A 21795-nucleotide genomic window follows, 5' to 3' on the forward strand; every position below is an offset into this window, starting at 1 on the left:
CCTCTCTGTTTTGTTTCATTTTTCACTTTTTATCAAGACAATTTTTGCGATATCCGATCTGTCTCTTTCAGACTGTTCAGATTAGTCTTCTTTCTTACGAAGAGCTACGACTGCTGCTCCTGCCGCTAACATCAATCCTGCAAGCGGAATGATCGGTGATACGGAATTGTCGCCTGTCTGAACTGCTTTGTCTTCATTTTTCGGATTCTCCGGTGTCGGATCTGTTGCTGTTTTCGTAAAGTTTGCTTTCAATGTCACTGCTCTGTCAACTTCAAACTTGTACTCTGCTTTATCAGAAACTGCTTTGCCGTCTACTGTCCAGTTCACGAACTTGTATCCTTCTTTTGCTTTCGCGATCGCCGTTACGATTTCTCCTGCTTTATAGCTTTCTTTTGCAGGATCAAGTTTTGCTGTTCCCATCTTGTTGTCATTTACATCCACATTCAATTTGAATGTATCTTCTGCAGTAATCTTTTCGAAGTTCGCTTTCAGATTGAGAGCTCCTGTCACTTCAAAACGATATACTGCATCTTTGGAAACTTCTTTACCATTCACTGTCCAGTTTACGAATCTGTATCCTTCTTTCGCTGCAGCTGTTGCTGTCACCTTATCTCCTTCGGCATATTCTTCTTTTGCCGGATCAAGCGTTACAGATCCCTTCTTGTCATCATTTGCTTTTACTGTTACTGTAAATTTCTCTGCCGGTTTTTCTTTCTCTTTAAAGTTTGCAATCAAATCCATATCTTTATCTACAGTAATTTGATATGCTGCCGACTTAGAAAGTTCTTTACCACCTACTGTCCAGTTTACAAACTCATATCCTTCTTTCGCTTCTGCAATAACTGTTACTTCTTCTCCTTTTACATAACTGTCTTTCTTCGGATCAATCGCAACAGTTCCCATATTATTATCATTTGCTTTTACTGTTACTGTAAATGTCTCTACCGGTTTTTCTTTCTCTTTAAAGTTTGCTGTCAGCTCTGTATTCTTTTCTACTGTAAACTTATATGTAGCTCCTTCAACTGTCTGTCCATCTACTGTCCAGTCTACAAACTCATATCCTTCTTTTGCTGTTGCCGTTGCTGTTACTTCTTCTCCTGCATTGTATTTCTCTTTTGCAGGACTAAGCGCTACATCTCCCATGTCCGCATTATTTGCTTTTGCTGTTACTGTAAATGTCTCTTCTACAGGCGGCTCTTCCTTCTCTTTCACTGTAATCGTCATTACAGAATGTGCCTTTGCTGTCAGATTCAGTTCCGCTGATTCAGCCGTAAGCTCTGTTGTTTCAATCGCTACTTTATTCGGCTCTGTCAAGCTGTTCTCATCAGCAAAATTTTCACCTGCAAGTGTCTGTATTGTTACTTTTTTACCTGTCAGATCTACGCCATCTACTTTAACATGGAGTTTCTTATCATTTACACGGTCTGTATTTACTACAACTACATATAACGTTCCGTCTTCACCTTTACTTGCGATTGCAGAATATGCTTTTGTACCATTTGCCAAAGTCTCTACATGTTCAAACTCTGTTCCTACTACTTCTGTTCCTTTAGAGAAAGAATTAGCGAACAGTTCGAATACTTTCGCTGAAGGTGTTGAGAAGAAACGGAAGTTTCCTTCTCCGGTTCCCTGATCTGCACCTGTCTGCGGCACTGCCTGAATAACTGCCTGCTGTGTAGGTCCAAGTGAATCAGCTCCTGAACTGTACCAGTCTACAAGACAGTGTTTCTGAATGTACGGACTTCCAAGACGAACGTACTCCATAAGCACTTTTGCAATATATACTGCATGCGTCTGTGAACGAAGAAGCGGTGATGTAGATCTGAAAATACCATACTCAGATATAACCGGAACTTTTCCTTCTGGAAGCATATTTACATAATTTTCCACTTTTTTAATTCCCACATCTTCAGCAAGTTTCATTGCATTATCATAGAACACATCATTCGGATTATTCTCGCCCGGATTTCCACAGTATGGATGAATTGTCAACCCATCGTAATACTGACTCCGATCTCCCTGCTTCATTTTATCAATAAATCCTTGTGTCTCATAGCTTGAATATACATAGCAGGATGCCTTTTCTGTGCTTCCATTGTTCGCATTGATCTCGTTGATCTCTGCTGTCATATCTTTCATTGCTTTAGAAACGTCTATAAATCCATCTCTATCAACTCGATATGTCACATAGATCTGCTGACCCTGTGCAGGAATTTTACCATGTGTTCCATCTCCGAAATGGATTGATCCGTCTCTGTAGTCGATTGTTACTTTCTTATCTTCTGCTCCTGCAGAATCTAAGCTTTCAACAATCTCCCATTTTTCATTGTTCCCTTCACCGTCAGTACCTACCCATACTTCAACGCTTCCCTCTTCAACTGCTTTGAAGTCTTCTACTAACGTCTTTCCATCTTTTCCTGTCATCGGATTCGGGTTTGCATAACGCATGTAACGAACCTGATTTGCTGTTCCGTCACTGACAGATGCAGCCTTATTCCAGTTGTCCTTCTTCACTGCATACTGCTTTGTGAAACTTGCAACTCCACCTTCTACATACGCTTTTTCAGCTCCACCATCTACTTTTGACATCCAATACTGCTGTGACGCTGTTCCGTCATCACCACCCTGGTTGTTCTCGTTTCCGATCTCAAAATAGCGTACATTATAAGGCTCTGCATGTCCGTTTTCTTTTCTCACATCTGCCCATGCAACGCCACCGCCCGGATTGCTTCCTGCCGGAGCATTCAGATACTCTACAAGGTCTGCGGCATCCTGTGCTGAACCACGTCCGAAACCATATACATAAACGATTTCTGACTGAACATCATCGCGATATGCGAAGTCAGCTACTTCTGTCAATCCAAAGTTCGGAGCGATTCCAGCCTGGTTTGTATTGTTATAAAATCCATGGATCTGTTTTACGCGCTGTTCCTTCGGTCCGATAGATTCTTTCCAACGGAACAAGTTAGAGATTGTTCCTCCCGGATAACGGATAGAACCAAATCCCGCGTCTTTATAAAGTTCCGCGAACTCATCTTTCATCGTCATTGTCGTACTATCAAAAGATCCATATCCATTGAAAGCATACCGATGGTTGATACCGATTGTGGCACTGTCAATGGAACGTTCCTCTGTTTCAGGAGAAACAGTAAGCACAACGCCGATCTCTGCACGATAATTCTTCATCGCATCTTCAAGCGTTTTAATCATCGCAGAAATTTCTGACAACGCACTGGATTCACTTAATTTTTTTGCATCTGCGATTGCCGTTTTCAAAGCTTTCGCAGCATCTGCATTCTCATCCAACTTTCCTGATGCATCTAACTCTTCTGCTGCTTTGATCTGTTCTGTCAGCTGTGGGAAGAGCATTGCTCCTGCTTTCTCTTCATAAACAGCCTTTGCTTCATCTGCTGTTAAAACTTTCTCATATACACGAATTTCATCTACAAGACCTCTCATAGAAAGAGGGTCATTACCTGCATTTTTATGACGTCCAATCAGAAGGCTTGTCAATTCATTGACTACCTGACTACCTGCATCTTTCTCACTATCTTTTTCGCCGTTTATATAAAATGCAATTTTCTTCGTATCTTTATTATATGTTGCCATTACATGTTGCCACTGGCTAAGGTCAACCGCCTTATCACTGTATACATTGCTTGCATTTACATATGTCGCGTACTTATTGTCTTTTGTAAACTGTAAAAATGTACGTCCGTTTCCATTCTGCTGCAGAAGAACTGTATTTTTCCCTTCTCTGTTTGTAGATGTATCATATTTAAACCACAAAGAAATCGAATAACTCTTCTGAGACGTATTCATAATCTGAGGAATTTCCATCATTCCCTGATTTCCGGCTGTAAATTTCAAAGATTTTCCGAAAATCGTGTTTTCCGCAACAGAAACATTATCTCCCGACAATGTTCCTTCATATTTGGACTGATCCTGTACATTCGGAACTTTCTTTTCATTCACGTTTTCAAAATCATAATACGCAATGAGCCCGTCTTCAATCCCTGTGTTTTGAGGTTCATCTGCGGCCCATGCCAACGCGGGCATGCTAAACAACATACTGCATGCTGTCAATCCGCACAACCCTGTCCTCCACATTTTCTTTTTCATACTTTTTTCTCCATTCTACAATGCTGTTTTTTTCTGCTATTGCCAAACTGTCTTTCGGCTTTTTTCCTCCCCCTAAAGACAGTATCATTATATATTTTATCATAAATTAATTTTTTTTAAAGTTTTTATGCAAATTTTCTTCTATCTAATGACAAAAATGGAATATTCCACGATTTTTTGCAATATTATTCATCTATTTTCCTTTATTTTATGTGTATTTTGTATATAAATTTTCTCCACTGTTATTTCTCCGCTTCCAAACGCTCTCCAAAGGAAAACAAAATGAACAAAACCCTGCAAACTTTATTGATTGATCAAACAAGTCCCATACTTTTTAAAAGGAACAGCCATCCCGTCAATGTAAACGCACTGAATACAGTTGTCAGCATGACAACGCCCGACGTCACCGTACCTTCATGTCCCATATTTTTCGCCATGACATAACAGCTCACTGTTGTTGCCGATCCAAGCATTACAAGAATCGCGATAAGCTCTTCTCTTCGAAATCCAAGCATTACCGCGAGAGGGAGAAATACGGTTGTAAAACCGACAAGTTTCAACGCGCAGGCGGCAATTACCGGTTTGATCTTTCCAATCGTCTTCTGAACATCGAAGGATGCTCCAAGAGCCATCAGTCCAAGAGGGGTTGCGACAGCACCCACATTTGATACTGTTTTTCCTATTATACAGGGCATTGGAATCCGAAGCGCCGACCAGAGCAGTCCTGCCGCAATCCCGATTATAATCGGATTTGTGACAATCCCTTTCAGTGTCTTTTTCCACAATTCTTTATCTAATTTCCTTCGTTCCGGCTGAAAGAACGACAATACAACAACAGCCATTATATTATACAGCGGCACGCTTCCGATAATCATAAGGGGCGCTAATCCTGCATCTCCGTATATATTTCGGATAAACGCGATACCAAGAAGCGCTGCGCTGCTTCTGTATGACGCCTGAATAAATTCGCCTCTTATTCCACGATCTTTCCACAGAAAGGAAATACCCGCAGCCAGCGCAATGCTTGCAAATGTCACGAAGAAGCAAAACAAAACGAACTTCAAATTCCACACTTCTTGAAAATCTACGGTTGCCAGATCTTCAAAAACAAGGATCGGAAGGGGCACGAGAAAGACAAACTGATTCATTTTCGAGGCAAATACCTCGTCGATCCAGCCAAGTTTCCGAAAGAGAAACCCCAGCGCCATTAACAAAAAAATCGGCGCTGTAGCATTTAAACTGAAGATTAAATTTTCCATTTTTTCTTTCTCCTTATCTGCAAATCACCGGAAGTGCCAAAAGGCACATTCCCGGATTGTAAGCGGTCGCCATTGCAATAGCCGTATTTCCATGCAGCATCTGCATTTTTCCTTATCACAGGCAGTTACTCTGTCCGAAGAGCGGTCACAGGATCACTTTTCGCCGCCTTTTTAGACGGAAGCAGACCGCCAAGCAACGTCAAAATAACGCTTAGAATAATCAGTACGATTGCCGGAATTACCGGAAGAACCGCGCTCACATCATTCGTTCCCGCCAAATGATGGATCAACGCATTTCCCGGAATCAGGAGCAGAAGCGTCATCCCGATTCCAATCACTCCTGCGCACAGACCGATAATAAACGTCTCCGCGTTAAACACTTGCGAAATATTGCTCTTGGAAGCTCCGATCGCGCGCAGGATTCCGATCTCTTTCTTTCGCTCAAGAACGCTGATATAAGTGATCACACCGATCATGATCGATGATACGACAAGGGAAATCGCCACAAATGCAACAAGTACATAACTGATAATATCTATAATCTGCGTCACAGATGACATCAGCGCGCCGACCATATCCGTATAAGTAATCACCTGCTCTTCTTTCCCTGCACCTTCCATCTTTCTGTTATAATCGTCCAAGATCTTAACTACTTCTTCTTTGCTCTCAAAATCTTTTGGGTAGATTGAAACAGCAGCCGGCACAGCGAAATCAACATAACCTAACTGTTTGAGATTGTTGTCATATGTAGCGCTTTGCGCCGCTCCCATGGACATCATCAGTTCCGCCAGTTCTTCCCCTGTCATGTTCATTCGAAATGCTTCGGCAAATGCATCTTTATCTACATGCACAGCGTTTTGCAGACTGCTTCCGACCTGCGTCATTGCCTGTCCCATAGAAGTCTGCAGTCCTTCAGCAAGCTGATCCATGATCTGCCCCATCGCTGATGTGATCTGTCCTTCGATCGCTGTCCCTGCTGCTCCTGCATAGGAAGAAACCGCATCTTTCATATAAGAGCCAAATGCACTTGTAATCTGCTGTTCCAGACTTTCAACATCTACGATTCCTTTCATCCCGTCAGACAATCTCTGACTGCCGTCCTCGGTCTTCAGATATGCGATAAAATGTTCTCCGATCTTTGTCGGATCAGCCAATCCGTTTTCTGACGCATAACGAACGTATCCTTCTGCAAGTTCCAATGAAAGCTTTTGTATCTGTTCTCCTGTAATCTCAAGATTTCCCGCCATATCGCCAAAAATTTCTCCTGCATATCGATTCAATATTTCTTTTGCCTCTTCGGTCTGCATATATTCAGTCAAATATTCGTCAAACTTTGACGGATCTTCATATCCGTTTTCAACGATAAACGTTCCGTATCCCTGCGCAATTTCCTTCACCATTGCCTGAAGCTGTTCCACTGTTGCAGACATCCCGCTGCCTGACTGGATCATTTCACCGATGTTTCTTCGGATGATCTCCTGCGCATCCGAAGTTCCGAGATATTGCCCGAACTGCTCTGCCAGCGAAGAGTAATCTGCCTCTGGATGTGCAGCGGCATATTGTGCATATCCTTCTGTCAGGCTTTCCGCCAAAGGACGGAATCCATCCGGGCTAACTGTAAGTTCCAGATCTTTGAGCAGCGCTTCCAGATTCATCTGCGGCAGTTCGGGAAGCTGAACTTGTATCTTACTTAAATCTAACAGACCTGAGAGATTGACTGCATTTCCGGCAGAACGAAAAATTTCAGAAAAATCAGCCGTCTTTTCGATTCCTGAAAAAGCATTTTTATCAAATGCAAACGCCTGTGCAAGTTTCTTCTCATCGATCGTGATCAGCGAATCCATATCAAATCCGCCCTTTGCATTTTCTTTCCCGAAAGGTTCTCCGGTAAGGACGTTCAATTTTGGATCTGCTTTCTGATCTTGCACGATCTTTGATCTTTCTGCCCCTTCTGCGACATGTTTTATCAGCGAAGCAGGATAATTGATCCCCGGCATCAAAGCCGCGCCGTTTGCATCTTCTCCCGGCTGAACAATGCCGACGATCTGAATCGGTTCCGCATTTTTCACAAGCTTCTTCATATAAGCCGCATCTCCTGAGCGATCTTTCCACACATGATAACTGTTGTCATATTCATAATAATCCGCACTGTTTACTAATTTAAACTCTTTCCCCAGAATATCATCATATGTATATAAACTTGTATCTTTCGGAATCTCGATCTGCTCTTCCTCTACAAACCCCGCCACCATCTCTTCTAATTCCAGCGGATCCCTCAGTCCCAGCGTATAGAGCAGTTGATCGCTCATTCCTCCGCCTGAAGTAAGCACAAGAACACATTCGTTATACGCTTTCGGCCATCGGCCTGCTTTCACGTCATACTGATTTTTATACAGATCAGGATCTGACGGCATTTGATAAAAAACATCCGTGCTCATCATCGATGACATCAGGCTGTTCGAGCCGACAGAAGAGCCAAGTCCCGCCGCCTCAAAAGAGCGATCCGGGTGGACTTGTCGGACATTTTCCCCATCCTGCGCATAAATCTGAGGGACAACCTGATAAGAATACTCAACTGCATTTGTATATTGATCGATCTGGCTTTCCTCACTGTCTAAAAATTTTTTCAAAGATTCCAAATCATTTGAATCCATTGTGGAAAACATATTTGTGACCATATCGATCACCCATATCTTCTCTTTTTCCTTCCCTTCATCTTTCTCTGACAAAGCAGCGGTTTCCTCGGTTTTCGGATTCTCCCCTCCGGTCATCATGGAAGTAAAATCAAAACCTGTGCTTTGGATCTGAAGCGGATATTGAGAAAGTGTCTCCCGCTCAATATTTTTTATGTAGTCGTTCACCCCTGCCGACAAAGAAAGGATCAGCGCAATACCGATAATTCCGATCGAGCCGGCAAAAGAAGTTAATAAAGTTCTTGCTTTTTTCGTCTGAAGATTATGAAAACTCAGGGAAAGAGCCGTCAGAAATGACATGGAAGATTTCCCCATATTTTTATGCTCCGGCACAGCTGCTGTGCCCTCGTCCACAAGAAATTCATCGCTGTCCGAACGGATCTTCCCGTCTTTAAGTTCCACGATTCTTGTCGCATACTGCTGCGCCAGTTCAGGATTATGTGTTACCATGACAACGAGCCGATCCTGTGCTACTTCTTTGAGCAGCTCCATTACCTGAATACTTGTCTCGCTGTCAAGCGCTCCTGTCGGTTCATCGGCAAGAAGGATATCAGGATTATTCACAAGCGCTCTTGCAATGGCAACTCTTTGCATCTGCCCGCCGGAAAGCTGACTTGGACGCTTATGGATCTGCTCACCTAATCCGACCCGTTCCAATGCCTGCTTCGCCCGTTCCCTGCGCTGTGCCTTCCCGACTCCTGAGATCGTAAGCGCCAGTTCCACATTTGACAAAAGCGTCTGATGGGGGATCAGATTATAGCTTTGAAACACAAAACCGATCGTGTGATTTCGATAGGAATCCCAGTCGCGGTCTTTGTACCTCTTCGTCGAAATCCCATTTATGACCAAATCCCCGCTGTCATACCGATCCAATCCTCCTATGACATTGAGCAGAGTCGTTTTCCCCGAGCCGCTCGGTCCTAAGATTGCCACAAATTCGTTATCCCGCAAATTCAGGCTGACTCCGTCCAGCGCTTTTTGAACAAGACTTCCCGTTCTGTATTCCTTACATATTTTCTTTATCTGGAGCATACTGTTTTTGTTCCTTTCCACGTCTTCAATCTATCTCATCCTCTAAACAATATCCCGTCTGACCTGCTCTAAGCGGCAGACTTTCCACCCTCAAGAATACTAAATTTAATGATAGTCCAAAATCCTGCCTCTTTCAAGATGATTTTCCAAAGCACTTTTCATCTACAATTTTCCAAAGCTCACCTACCAGCCTTTTAAGAAAAACAGCCCTGCGCCTAATCCTTTACCGAGAGCGGCGCTGATCACGAAAGCCGCCGCATATCTTACGATCCGGGCACGGCGCATAAAGATCGGGAACACATTTAGTATTTCCGCCAGCGCCATTGACCAGCATCCGACAAAAATACCTGCAAACATTCCAAACAGAATCTGTACTGCCCCTCCCCCAAAAGGTACCAGATAAGAGGGTGCGGTTCCTTCCAGAAAAGGCCGGAGCAGGAAAACGATATTTCCGATGATCCCGCCAAGCGCCACGCTTGTTTCATAGAAAAGGATCTTATCCCCTGTATGTGTCCGATCTGCAAAATCAGCGATCACCCCAAGTTCCACGATAAAAGAAAACAAACCGCCTGCCACAGCCGCCCCGGCACTTAAACCAATAAGCGTCAAAATAAAAAAATTCACGGAGTTTTCTCCCCCTTCCCGACGTTCTTGCTGCCGATATCGATCTCTTTTTCTTTTCTCGCCGCATTTTCAATCAACGTCGTCTGTATATCATTTTCATAAATTCGCATCTGTACTTCCATCGGCGTAGGATCGACCGTAAAACGTCGTTTCCCGAAATGATTAAAAAAGATCAGAATACCGATAATAAGCCCGGCAGAATATGCGATCTCCAAAATCGTTATACCGCCCGGCTTATTTCCGGTGACAAGACGATAGATCTGATCAAACAGTTTCGTCACATCCACGTCGTTATTAAACGCCATAATCGAGAATGCCGCCCCACAAAATGTCACAGCCGTCACAAAAGCTGTTTTTATCAAGTGCCATGCGTAAGACGGCGTTTTCTGATCTTCATATGTCACGATGATATCTGTCTCTCCCAAATTCTGTACTTCCAACTCTGGGTATTGTCCATGGATACATGCAATGATTTTCAGCACAGAAATAACGCATCGTTGATTTCCCGTTTTCTTAAACTTCAACAGTTTCATCGTTTTCAATTTCGGCAGGATCGACTGATCAGAGCACTCCATCGACAACAAATCTCCGAGCGTTACATCCGGCTTCGTCACTTCCACATCTCTGTCACCTTTAATATACAATGTTTTCCCTGATGCCATCAGCGCGGTCCTCGCTTTCTCTTCGAATTAAGAACCCTTCTTCCGAATGTCCTTTCGGAGCATTCATATAATACACTGCTCCGATTACAACTGCCGTAAACACGACGATCAACAGACAGATCCATACTTTTCTTCGTCCGTTTCCATCTTCCATCATATCACCCGACTCCTTTTCACTGCGTTTTCGGTAACTCTAACCGCTGTTTACTGTCAGTATGCTGACTTCGCCGGATTTTATACCCCTCTTTTATATTCCTCCACCTTTTTTTCTTAATTTTTCGATAATCCGTTTTTCCGATCTTGACACCTGTACTTGAGAAATTCCCATGATCTTTCCGACATCACTCTGGGTTCGCTCTGCAAAATACCGAAGATAGATCAACTGCTTTTCTTCTGCATCCAACGTTTCAAGAAGCTCTTTCAGTACGATCAGGTCTAAGATTTTTTCTTCTTCTTTTTCTTTCTCCTCCAGTTTATCGAGAAGCCGTATCTCGCTTCCTTCCTTTTGATGAACCGGTCGATAAATCGATTCTATCTCACATCCTGCTTCCATCGCCTGCACCAGTTCTTCTCTTCCCACCCCTACTTCTTCTGACAGTTCTTCCATTGTAGGCTCCCGCCCCAGCAGACCGATGAGCCGTTCCCTTGCCTGTACGCTTTTATAGGCAATCTCTTTGAGTGAACGGCTTACTTTGATCATTCCGTCATCCCGCAGAAATCGTTTGATCTCTCCGGAAATAAGCGGAACTGCATAAGTAGAGAATTTTACGTTATACGTCAGATCGAACTTATCGATCGCTTTAAGCAGACCGATACTTCCGATCTGGAACAAATCTTCGTGCTCCGCGCCTCTGCCGAGAAACCGTTTTACGACACAGTGCACCAGTCCGACATTTTCTTCCACGAGCTGTTCTCTCGCCACTTTATCCCCACTGTGTGACCTCTTAATCAAAGCGATTGTGTCGTCCATATATCCCTGCCTTTTCCGACTGCTTTTTTCATCCGCACCCGTGTTCCTTTCCCGAGTTCAGATTCCACTTCCACGCTGTCCATAAACGCTTCCATAAACGCAAATCCCATACCTGACCGATCCTGTTCCGGCTTAGTCGTATACATCGGACACATTGCCTCCTCGATATTTTCGATCCCTTTTCCCTGATCGCATACTTCCACTGTAAATACGTTCTCCTCAATCATGCATTTAATATATACTTTCCGTACTTCTTTTTCATATCCGTGGATAATTACATTTGTCACCGCTTCCGACACAGCGGTCTTTACGTCCGCCACCTCTTCTACCGTAGGATTTAACTGTGTCATAAATGCCGCCACTGCCACACGCGCAAAGCCTTCATTCGCCGACCTGCTGTCAAACTTTAATTCCATTTCATTTGCAGGTGTCATTCTTCTTCCTCCTCATAGATCTGCATTATTTTCGTCACTCCTGACAAGGTCAATATTTTTCGGATGCGCGCATTTGCATGCACTGCCCATACTTCCCCGCCGATCAGGGAAATCGTTTTATAACGCCCCATAATAACTCCGATACCGGAACTATCCATAAAATCTGTGTTTTCAAAATCAAAGATCACATATTTAATATGATTTCGGTCGATCAGTTTATCTGCTTCCCGCTTCATCTCCTCCGCATTATGATGATCCACTTCTGCCGGAAGATAGATCGTCAGACAATTTTCCTGCACCTGATATTCCATCTTTTTGCCGTCTCCTTCTTATCATAAAATTTATGGGATTTCTTTTTACAAGATTTTCCGCATATAAAAAGGACATGTCTTTCAACACATCCTTTTCTTTCGTAATCTATCTGTTTTTTCGTCTGTAATACTATTCCTGCGCGCCGCCCGATGCCTGTGAGATCTCGTCCAGTCCGGTCTGCGCCTCAGCAGCGTATTCCGAGCCTGCATACGTCTCTGTCACTTTTTTGAAATAAGCGGACGCATTCTCGTTATCTCCGTTTCCTTTATATGCCTGTGCCAAATACAGCAGCGCCTGACCGTCATAATATCCTTCATTCATGCGCACAACTTTGGACAACGCGTCAACCGCAGACGCATAATCTCCTGCGTTCAGAGCCTCTTTGCCGGCAGCGAATTTTGCATCGCATGCTTCCGGATACACCGCCGCCGTCAGTTCGTCATACTTTGTCTGTCCGGTCTGCTTCAGCGTATCTCTGCTGATCTCAAGCAGAAGATCTGCCAGATCAGAATCTACATAGCTTCCCGAAGCATACTGTGCGTCTATACTTAACAGCTTTTCATAACTGTCTGCCGTTGTCTGTGCAAGCTGCGCGTTCGCCTGCGCATCTTCTCCTGACGCCCGATAATTGTCCAGCGTTCGTGTCTGCGCGCTGACCTGCGCTTCCAGCGACTTGATCTCGTCTGCATATTCCCGCATCTGATCATTCATCCGCTCTGACCGTGACTGATTTACGGCAGGCGCTACGAGAAACCAGATAATCGCAGCTCCAATCGCCGCTCCGATAAAAATATTCGCAACAGCAAGCTGACCTGTAACCTGTTTTAATTTGGAATGTTTCGGCTGAATGATCGTTTCATTTCCAAGGTTATATTCAACTGCCTCTTCCTTTTTTTTCTCTTCTTTTGTCTTCTTTTTCCCCTTTTTAGTCAGCTCGTGCATATACAAAAGCGTGATCTCATTCGTCGTATCAAGCTTTCTCGCCGTCTTGATCGTCTGTCTTGCATGTGAATACTGACCTGTATGCAGATAGATCAACGTCAGAAGCTGATACGCCTTTAAAAATGTCGGATGCGCCGCAATCACCTGCTTTAACTGGATCGCCGCCAAATCTTCCCCGTTCTGTTTACAATATGTAAGACATTGATTATATTTCTTGATCGCAAGATCAATCTGCTCAAGCTCCTTAGCTGAAGACTGAACATTTTTTATATAATAGTCTGCAATATTATCCCGCGGTTTTAAATTTTTACTTATAATCCACTCTACAAGAGCTTCCGGCACTTCCCCGATCCCGTAATACACAAGACCGAGAAGGTTTCTTGCGGCTATATTCTCTCTGTTAAACTGAAGACTTTTCCGCAAAGACATGATCGCCCCCGACATATCGCGGATCTTCGCCTTTCTCAGACCGTCGTTATACCAGTAATTAGACTGATACACGATCTTCTTCGTATACTCCATTTATACCCACCATTATCTTTCTACTTCTTCTGATCCATTACCTGCTTTAACAGATCGGTCATATCCGTCAGATCTTCCTGATAGACCGCATTCTCAATATCATCTACCTCAAGACTCGGCTTGAATTTTTTTAATTCTTCTTCGTAATCCAGCATTTTATTTTCCTCCCCAATCCTGAATCGTCTTCTGTTTAAGATACCCCTCTATCATCCCGGTCAGATACAGCGAACCGAGACAGTACACATTTCCGTCTCTTTTTTGACCTGCCGCATATGCAAATGCATCCCTTACTGAACGGATCTCGTGAACCGGCTTATCTGTATATTTTCGAAAAAGTTCTCCCAATTTCTCTGCCCGTGTTCCTCTGGCATCTTCGATCTGCGTCACGATGTAGCATGCTGCGTCTGTATGTCTGCAAAGATATTTTATCATCTCTTCATAATCTTTATCCTGAACTGCGGAAAACAGGATCGCATCTGTACGCCCCGCCTTCCGAGCCGTCTCTGCAAACGCCTCCACTGCGCTTATATTATGCGCGCCGTCCACATATACGCCAGGCAGGACTTCTTCCATTCTTCCCTGCCATCTCACCGCCTCAAGCGCCTCTTTCCATCGCTTCGGATGTCCGTCTTCCCCGAACAGACCGCGCATCACTTCCATCGCAAGCAATGCGTTGTGAGGCTGATACAGACCGATGTTGTTCAATTTCCACGTGGTAGTTCCATAATAATCATTCAAACATGAAAATGCAATATGTTTGTCCTTGATTCCGAGAATTTCGTACGCGTCTTTCCCGATTTTTTTACAGGAACTTCCGCATTTTTCCGCCTCTTTTTCGATGACTGTGTCACTTTCTTCTGACGTCTGCGCATAATATACGGGAACGTGCGGCTTAATAATACCCGCTTTTTCAAAAGCAATCTTCGCCAGTGTATCTCCAAGATACTGCTCATGATCAAGACCGATTGAAGTGATCACAGATGCCGCCGGAGATTCAACGGCGTTCGTCGCATCAAGTCTTCCTCCCAGTCCTGTTTCAAGGACAGCATATTCTGCGCCGTTCTTCGCAAAAGCAAGCATTGCCATCCCAAACAAAAATTCAAAAAAGGTCGGATGGGAAAACCCTTCTGTTTCCATCTCACGAACAGCCCCCATCGTCTCCTCAAACACTTCCAAAAATTGTTCATCCGAGATCATTTTCCCATCTATAACGATTCTCTCATTGATCTTTACTAAATGAGGCGACGTAAAAAGCCCCGTTCGTTTCTGTTCCGAACGGAGCATTCCGTCCAGATACGCGCACACAGAACCTTTCCCGTTTGTCCCCGCCACATGGATGATCTTCATCTTCCGCTGTGGATCTTGGAGTTTTTTCAGAAACATTCTCGTGTGCACCGCATCATTCTTTTTTGTAAATTTTGGAATGTCCAGTATATAGTCTACTGCTTCACTGTATGTCATTTTTCTTTTTCTTCCTTCTCAGAGACAAATGCCTGTCTTCCGTTTTCCGGCGCGTCTTCCTCTGCCGGAAGTTCTGTCAGAGTTCCTGCTTCATACTTATATGTCTTGGTCGTCCTAAATGTCGTATTGCTTGATCCGACCTGCGCGACCATGATCGTATCTCCATCGGCAAGTTCCGACTCCTTCAGATCCAAACGGGTGTTATTCAGAAACGTTGTCTTTTGTTTCTCCCCGTTTATAAATACTTTGCTCTGCTTCGTAAAGTTCTCGCCGTAAATACTGTACGTTTTGTTCGACTGTTCTGATACCTGAGAGATCACGGCGTCTTTTACACCCATATACATGTGGCCTTCCTTCATCGGAGAACCGTCCTCTCCGTACACATACTGATCTCCATACATGATGTCATACTGCAGCAATTCCAAGTCTGCCAGATAATTCTTCGTATGACGGCGTTCCTGATGATAATTGAACACAGTTCCTGTATGAATATCCAATCTTTCAAACACATTCGCCATCACCTGATATGCCGCTACATTTCCATCTTTTTTCTCTAAGCCGATGTTATCCCAAATCACATAATTCGTATTGTACAAATATCGGCTTTTTAAGTCTTTCGCTTCCAGATTCATCGTCGGAAGATGATCTCCGTAAAAGACAAGTACAGTCGGCTCGTTTCTTGCCTCTACTGCACGGACAAGATCTCCGGCAAATTCATCCATTGCATGAACGAGATTGACATAATACTCCCATGCATTTCTTTCTCCTTCATTTTCCACGCCGCTGACAATAATATCCGGATTCTCCAACACTTTTTCCGTCGGGTATTCTCCGTGTCCTTCGACGCTGACCGTAAACACGAAATCCTGTCCTTCTGTTGTGTCCATCGACTCCATGATATTCGGAACAAGAATATCATCTGTCGCCCAGCCTTTCGGCGTTGTCTGGAGAATATTCATAAACTCTTTACTTGTATAGTGATCAAATCCCATATTATTGAATACTTGTGCACGGCTGTAGAAGTTTCCGCCGTTATTATGAAGCGCCTCAGCTCCGTATCCAAGTTTTTCAAGAGCAGATGCTGCGCTTTCCAAAGTACGCGTCTTCGCATATGTTTTATATGGATATTCCCCCGGTCCGAAGAAACGCATACTCATTCCTGTAAGTACTTCAAATTCTGTGTTCGCCGTTCCGGCGCCTACTGACGGCACTTTAAAATATCCGCTTGAATATTCATTGAACATTTTTCTCAGATTCGGAATGGGATCTTCCGAAAAACGAAGCCACTCCACCTCTGTCGGATCAAAAAAGGATTCAAGCTGTACAAAAATAATATTCGGAAGCTGCTCTTCAGAACGTCCGGAAGAACTTTCTGTCAGTTTGCCTCCGTCATTGATCTTTTCCATCGTCTCTTTACTGTATCCCGCCGGTTCGTTGATTCCTGTATTAAATAAACTTGCCGAGAAGCAGTAAGGGAATCCGTAATCTTCATATGCAAATGCAATATTTCCAAAGTAATTTGAAATAACCCGCTTATCAATCGCCAGATTCGTCAGCGCCATGCATCCGACAAAAGAGACGATTACTCCGCCAAGAGCGATCCAGCGATGCATTTTCCCAGTGTACTGTCCGCCCCGTTTCCACATGGAAACGACCCATACGATCAGAGCGCTCACACCGATGATAATCATAATCAGCTCAAACGTATTAAAATAATTCCCCGTCAATTCCAATGCATCTGAAAGGACTTTCAAATCCTGCGCATTAAACGGAGTTACACGCTTTGTCAGAAGATATCCATTGCAGATTCCCAGAAACAGCCAAAACACACTGAGCAAGATCCGGGTAAACACACGCCTTCGCACAAGATATACGATCGTAAATGTTACAAAGATCATACACGAGTTGTATAAAAACACAAGCGGCGTTCCTGTAAGATAAGCCCACGCCTCACCAAACGAAAGTCTTGAAATGACTTCGATAAAAAAGTTGATGATACATGCAAGCAGAAATTGAAGTGGAATGGACAGCCGGTTCATCCATTTATAAACCGGCTGCATTTTCCTGGCGAACTTTCCGTTTCGCCGTTTTTCCAAAATCATCTTCCTGCGTTCTTTTCTCTTTTTAAAGTGCTCCTTAATATCTTCTTTTTTCAGATTCCTAACTTTTGTAAAAAAACCTTTTATATTAGCCAAGACCTACCATTCTCTCCTTTACCTGTGCGAGCATCTGCTCGTATTTCTCGAGTTTGTCCCTCTCTTCCTGAACTTTTGCCGCCGGAGCTTTGCTTACGAATTTCTCGTTTGCAAGCATTCCTTTCGCACGTTTGATCTCCTTGTTCAGTCTCTCTTCTTCCTTTGTAAGTCTTTCTTTTTCCTGCTCGAAATCCACAAGATCCTCAAGCGGCAGATATACGACCGCATCAGGAACTACGATGGATACCGCATTATCCTCTATTCCCTCTTTTGTGCTCTGCACGATAATGTCAGATGCCAGCATAAGCGGCATCACAGACTGTTTAAATCCCTGAATCGCCCCTGTCAGCTCTTCTTTTTCACTTACGATAAAGACGTTTGTTTTCCGGTTGTTCGGAACGTCCATCTCCGCACGGATATTTCGAATTCCTCTTGTGACTGCTTTCACACGCTCCATAACAAATTCATCCTGCGCAAAGTTCCACTCTTCTTTGTATTTCGGCCACTCAGACATCATAAGCGACTCTTCCTCAGGAACGAGCGCCCCGTAAATCTCCTCTGTGATAAACGGCATAAACGGATGAAGCAGTTTCAATCCCTGCGCGAGTACCGTTTTCAATACCCAAAGAGCGCAGTTTGCAGCTTCCGGCGCTTCCTCTTTATGGTAAATACGGAATTTTGCCATCTCTACATACCAGTCGCAGAATTCATCCCAAATAAAGTCATATACTTTCTGAACCGCAATACCAAGCTCGAATTTGTCCATGTTTTCAGTCACATCTTTTGCAAGCGTATTCGCAGCCGATAAAATCCATCTGTCTGCCGGAGTAAATAGATCATGCGACGGTTCGTCGATAATATTTTCATCCATATTCATCATAATGAAACGGGATGCATTCCATACTTTATTCGCAAAGTTGCGGCTTGCCTCAACTCTCTCATTATAGAAACGCATATCATTTCCCGGCGCATTTCCCGTAACAAGCGTCAGACGGAGAGCGTCCGCACCGTATTTGTCGATGATCTCCAGCGGATCGATTCCGTTTCCTAAAGATTTACTCATCTTACGTCCCTGTGAATCTCTTACAAGTCCGTGGATCAGTACCGTGTGGAACGGAGATTTTCCTGTGTGCTCATATCCTGAGAATACCATACGGATCACCCAGAAGAAAATGATATCGTAGCCTGTCACAAGTACGTCTGTCGGATAGAAGTAATCAAGATCTTCCGTCTTATCCGGCCAGCCCAGTGTGGAGAACGGCCAAAGCGCAGATGAAAACCATGTATCAAGCGTATCTTCATCCTGTGTGAAATGTGTGCATCCGCAGTGCGGGCATTTCTCAGGCGCATGTCTGTCTACAACAAATTCACCGCATTCGTCACAGTAATATGCCGGGATTCTGTGTCCCCACCAAATCTGTCTGGAAATGCACCAGTCTTTGATATTTTCCAGCCAGTGGAGATAGATCTTATCGAAACGTTCAGGGACAAATTTTAATTCTCCGCTTTTCAACGCCTCGATCGCCGGTTTTGCAAGTTCTTCCATCTTCACGAACCACTGCTGTTTAATCAGCGGCTCAACTGTCGTACCGCATCGGTCATGTGTTCCGACTGCATGTGTATGCGGAACAACTTTCACGAGATATCCCTGCTCCTCAAGATCTTTTACGATTGCCTTTCTCGCCTCATAGCGTTCCATACCTGCGTATTTTCCGCCCTTTTCATTGATCGTAGCGTCATCGTTCATTACATTGATCTCTTCCAGATCATGGCGTTTTCCTACTTCAAAGTCATTCGGATCATGTGCCGGAGTGATCTTCACAGCTCCTGTCCCAAACTCTTTGTCTACATAATAATCCGCCACAATCGGGATCTCCCTGTTCACAAGCGGAAGAAGTACGTTCTTTCCAATCAGATCCTGATATCTCTCGTCATCAGGATGTACCGCAATCGCCGTATCGCCAAGAAGTGTCTCGGGACGCGTTGTCGCAATCTCAAGGAATCGGTCTGTTCCTACGATCGGATATTTGATATGCCAGAAATGTCCTTCCTGCTCTTCATGCTCTACCTCTGCGTCTGAAAGAGACGTCTTACATTTCGGACACCAGTTGATGATCCTTGACCCTTTGTAAATATATCCTTTTTCGTATAATTTGATAAATACTTCCTCAACCGCTTTCGAGCATCCCTCATCCATCGTGAAACGCTCTCTGTCCCAGTCACAGGAAATACCAAGCTTCTTAAGCTGATTCTCGATCGTTCCGGCATACTCTTCTTTCCACTGCCATGTACGCTCAAGGAATCCTTCCCGTCCAAGCTCTTTCTTATCGATGCCCTCTTCTTTGAGCTGATTCGTCACTTTTACCTCTGTAGAAATCGCCGCATGGTCTGTTCCCGGAATCCATAATGCATTGTAGCCTTCCATTCTCTTGTAACGGATCAAAATATCCTGTAATGTATTATCAAGTGCATGACCCATATGAAGTTTTCCGGTAATGTTCGGAGGCGGCATCACCGTTGTAAACGGTTTTCTGCTTCTGTCAACCTCAGCATGAAAATATTTATTCTCACACCATTTCTCATACAATTTTTCTTCGATCGCTTTCGGATCATATGTCTTTGCCAGTTCTTTGCTCATTCTTTTTTCCTTTCCTTACTTTCCCTCATTATATTGAACAAAGATTGCGCTGTCACGCAATCTTCGCGCGCAAGCGATAATCACCGGAAGTGCCAAAAGGCAAGTCCGGGATTGTAAACGGCCGCCAAGGTCTCGGGCAAGTCCGGACTTTGGCTCGTCTCCATTGCAAAAAACGCCCTTTACATCTGTAAAGGGCGAATTCTCCGCTGTACCACCTTATTTCATATATGCTGTCACACATATATCTCTCACGTTCTGTAACGGGAACTACTCCGGGACAACCTACTTGACTCGTTCAATCATCCGGTTCAGAAGCTACCTTCCAGCATCCCTTTTTCCGAAACTGCCTTCCAGCCGGATGTCATTTGGCTTTTTACGCAATCTCTTGCGCAGCCTCACACATAATTCTCCGGGCAGTCCTCTCTGACGGTTGGAATGATGTACTCCTCTTCATCAACACCTTTACCTTAAAATAACTACCACATACTATAGACATAAGCGCCGTATTTGTCAAGATTTTTAGAGAATCTTAAGACTTTAGCGGCAGCAGTTCAGAAGTGCCATCGGAACTTGCCGCATCATATGCCAGCCCCTGTATATGGATTGACAGCCTGCGGTTTAATGGATTGCGAATCGGGGGCTTAATCCCCATATCGATTATATACAATCGGAATCTGTATGACTTCTATTGTAAAATAACGGGTTCTGTTTTGACAGGGATATTGGCACAGTTCCATTGCCTATTTCCCCCTTCGTTTTCAGGATTCTAAGATAATGATTTGCTTCCCGAAGCACATGGTCCGCCAGCAGGGGAAGTATAACGGAACGTATTTCGCAGCCAGTAATCCCTTCCGTACCTGCCGCCTTAAAATCGCGGTACTGCTTTGTTGTTTCCAAGGTCTTTCTCGTCAGTTCATCCATCGTCCGACAATCCTGTTTACTCGCTTCTTCCAACAGGCGGCAGTAGTCCCCGGCGAAATCATCTGCCGTTTTCATAAGTTCACACTCCGTCGGGTCAAGCAGCCCCCGGATAAACAACGCATGTTCCATCATAATCTGGTTCCAGAACAGTTCTGCCTTTTTTAAATTCTTTGACGGCATACATCCTTTTTCTTCCAGCTCTGTTATAATCTGATGGTACAATTTTGCCTCCCTGAGGATATGCTCAATCAGCAGCGGATAATTTGCTGTGTACAAATTACAAACCGTGACCTCCTGCAATATTTTCTCTTTAAACGCAATCAATCCATTCAACAGACACCGTACATTCTGATTCAGTCGGCGTACCTGCTGTATCATTCTTCTGTCCCGACATATTCCACAGCCTGCATGCAGTTTCTTTTCTGCCTGCGTAATCCGAATATCAATCGGAATCTTTGTCAGCCTTCTTGTCTGCCGCTCTGCCATTTCTGTAAATTCTGTGAACACCTCCCCTGAACATAGCACTTCTTCTCCTACCATTCCATCGGCAAGGCGGACTGCCTGCTCCAGCGCTTTTTCAAACTGTGCACGAAACCAGTCTGCCTTATTTCTATATTCTGTTTCCCCTGCCGGAAATGCGGCCAAAAGAAACAGCGCATGTTCTCTCATAATTCTGGCAAAAAACAAATGTGTTTCCAGTGATGTTGTTACATATTCTTTCATTTCCCTACATACCTATTATTTTATAGAATTTCTATATAATATATGCAGGCATCCAAAGTTTGGGGAATTTTAGAACTTTCCCAGGGCGCGCCAGCAAAAAACGACGCTGATCCGTAAAATAGATCAGCGCCGTCTCACTGTTTTAAATCTTTATTTTTTCATTCTGATTTCAAATTATTCTCATCAGTTTGAATATCCGGCGATTAGTCTTCTTTTTTTCGAAGAACTGTAACTGCCGCTCCTGCCGCTAATGCCAATCCTGCAAGCGGAAGGATCGGTGATGCA

General features: G+C 44.0%; 16 protein-coding genes. All 16 read right to left on the minus strand.

The window, feature by feature from the left end:
* Positions 1-81: 81 nt before the first annotated feature.
* The 16 genes from RCH61_RS08245 to RCH61_RS09950 all read right to left on the minus strand — a co-directional run bounded on the left by RCH61_RS08245 (position 82) and on the right by RCH61_RS09950 (position 21785).
* On the minus strand, positions 82-4122 hold the full coding sequence (locus tag RCH61_RS08245) for an InlB B-repeat-containing protein (RefSeq protein WP_306480409.1): 4041 nt from the start codon (positions 4120-4122) through the stop codon (positions 82-84).
* Between the two features lie 314 nt (positions 4123-4436).
* Positions 4437-5381: an AEC family transporter gene (locus RCH61_RS08250; protein ID WP_306480410.1), complete on the minus strand. Its 945-nt coding sequence runs from the start codon at positions 5379-5381 to the stop codon at positions 4437-4439.
* Positions 5382-5506: 125 nt separating this feature from the next.
* Positions 5507-9106: an ABC transporter ATP-binding protein/permease gene (locus RCH61_RS08255; RefSeq protein WP_306480411.1), complete on the minus strand. Its 3600-nt coding sequence runs from the start codon at positions 9104-9106 to the stop codon at positions 5507-5509.
* Between the two features lie 183 nt (positions 9107-9289).
* Positions 9290-9730: a stage V sporulation protein AB gene (locus tag RCH61_RS08260; protein WP_178007032.1), complete on the minus strand. Its 441-nt coding sequence runs from the start codon at positions 9728-9730 to the stop codon at positions 9290-9292.
* The gene (locus RCH61_RS08265; RefSeq protein ID WP_178007033.1) at positions 9727-10392 is read right to left on the minus strand and encodes a stage V sporulation protein AA; all 666 of its coding nucleotides are present in this window, start codon (positions 10390-10392) and stop codon (positions 9727-9729) included. The genes RCH61_RS08260 and RCH61_RS08265 overlap by 4 nt, the downstream gene beginning before the upstream one ends.
* Positions 10364-10549: a hypothetical protein gene (locus tag RCH61_RS08270; protein WP_178007035.1), complete on the minus strand. Its 186-nt coding sequence runs from the start codon at positions 10547-10549 to the stop codon at positions 10364-10366. Before RCH61_RS08270 ends, RCH61_RS08265 begins: the two co-directional genes overlap by 29 nt.
* 90 nt (positions 10550-10639) lie before the next feature.
* Entirely contained in the window at positions 10640-11362 is a 723-nt protein-coding gene (locus RCH61_RS08275; RefSeq protein ID WP_178007037.1) for a SigF/SigG family RNA polymerase sporulation sigma factor, read from the minus strand.
* Positions 11341-11796, minus strand: a complete 456-nt coding sequence (gene spoIIAB / locus RCH61_RS08280) for an anti-sigma F factor (protein WP_178007039.1) — start codon at positions 11794-11796, stop codon at positions 11341-11343. Before spoIIAB ends, RCH61_RS08275 begins: the two co-directional genes overlap by 22 nt.
* The gene (gene spoIIAA, locus RCH61_RS08285) at positions 11793-12107 is read right to left on the minus strand and encodes an anti-sigma F factor antagonist (protein ID WP_306480412.1); all 315 of its coding nucleotides are present in this window, start codon (positions 12105-12107) and stop codon (positions 11793-11795) included. The genes spoIIAB and spoIIAA overlap by 4 nt, the downstream gene beginning before the upstream one ends.
* A gap of 130 nt (positions 12108-12237) precedes the next feature.
* Positions 12238-13572, minus strand: coding sequence for a tetratricopeptide repeat protein (locus RCH61_RS08290; RefSeq protein WP_178007257.1), 1335 nt, complete (start codon positions 13570-13572; stop codon positions 12238-12240).
* 20 nt (positions 13573-13592) lie between these two features.
* Positions 13593-13727 carry a hypothetical protein gene (locus RCH61_RS08295; protein WP_004846746.1) on the minus strand — a complete coding sequence of 45 codons (135 nt, stop codon included), beginning with the start codon at positions 13725-13727 and terminating at the stop codon, positions 13593-13595.
* 1 nt (position 13728) lies between these two features.
* Positions 13729-15033, minus strand: a complete 1305-nt coding sequence (locus tag RCH61_RS08300) for a bifunctional folylpolyglutamate synthase/dihydrofolate synthase (RefSeq protein WP_178007255.1) — start codon at positions 15031-15033, stop codon at positions 13729-13731.
* Complete coding sequence (locus RCH61_RS08305; protein WP_306480413.1) at positions 15030-17228, minus strand: LTA synthase family protein; 2199 nt, start codon at positions 17226-17228, stop codon at positions 15030-15032. Before RCH61_RS08305 ends, RCH61_RS08300 begins: the two co-directional genes overlap by 4 nt.
* Positions 17221-19866, minus strand: coding sequence for a valine--tRNA ligase (locus tag RCH61_RS08310; RefSeq protein WP_306480414.1), 2646 nt, complete (start codon positions 19864-19866; stop codon positions 17221-17223). Before RCH61_RS08310 ends, RCH61_RS08305 begins: the two co-directional genes overlap by 8 nt.
* A 657-nt stretch (positions 19867-20523) precedes the next feature.
* Positions 20524-21510: a DUF2935 domain-containing protein gene (locus RCH61_RS08315; protein WP_306480415.1), complete on the minus strand. Its 987-nt coding sequence runs from the start codon at positions 21508-21510 to the stop codon at positions 20524-20526.
* Positions 21511-21713: 203 nt separating this feature from the next.
* Positions 21714-21785: an LPXTG cell wall anchor domain-containing protein gene (locus tag RCH61_RS09950; protein ID WP_442920453.1), complete on the minus strand. Its 72-nt coding sequence runs from the start codon at positions 21783-21785 to the stop codon at positions 21714-21716.
* Between the last annotated feature and the right edge of the window lie 10 nt (positions 21786-21795).

The organism is Mediterraneibacter sp., assembly GCF_030825015.1.
Taxonomy (GTDB): Bacteria; Bacillota; Clostridia; order Lachnospirales; family Lachnospiraceae; genus Mediterraneibacter.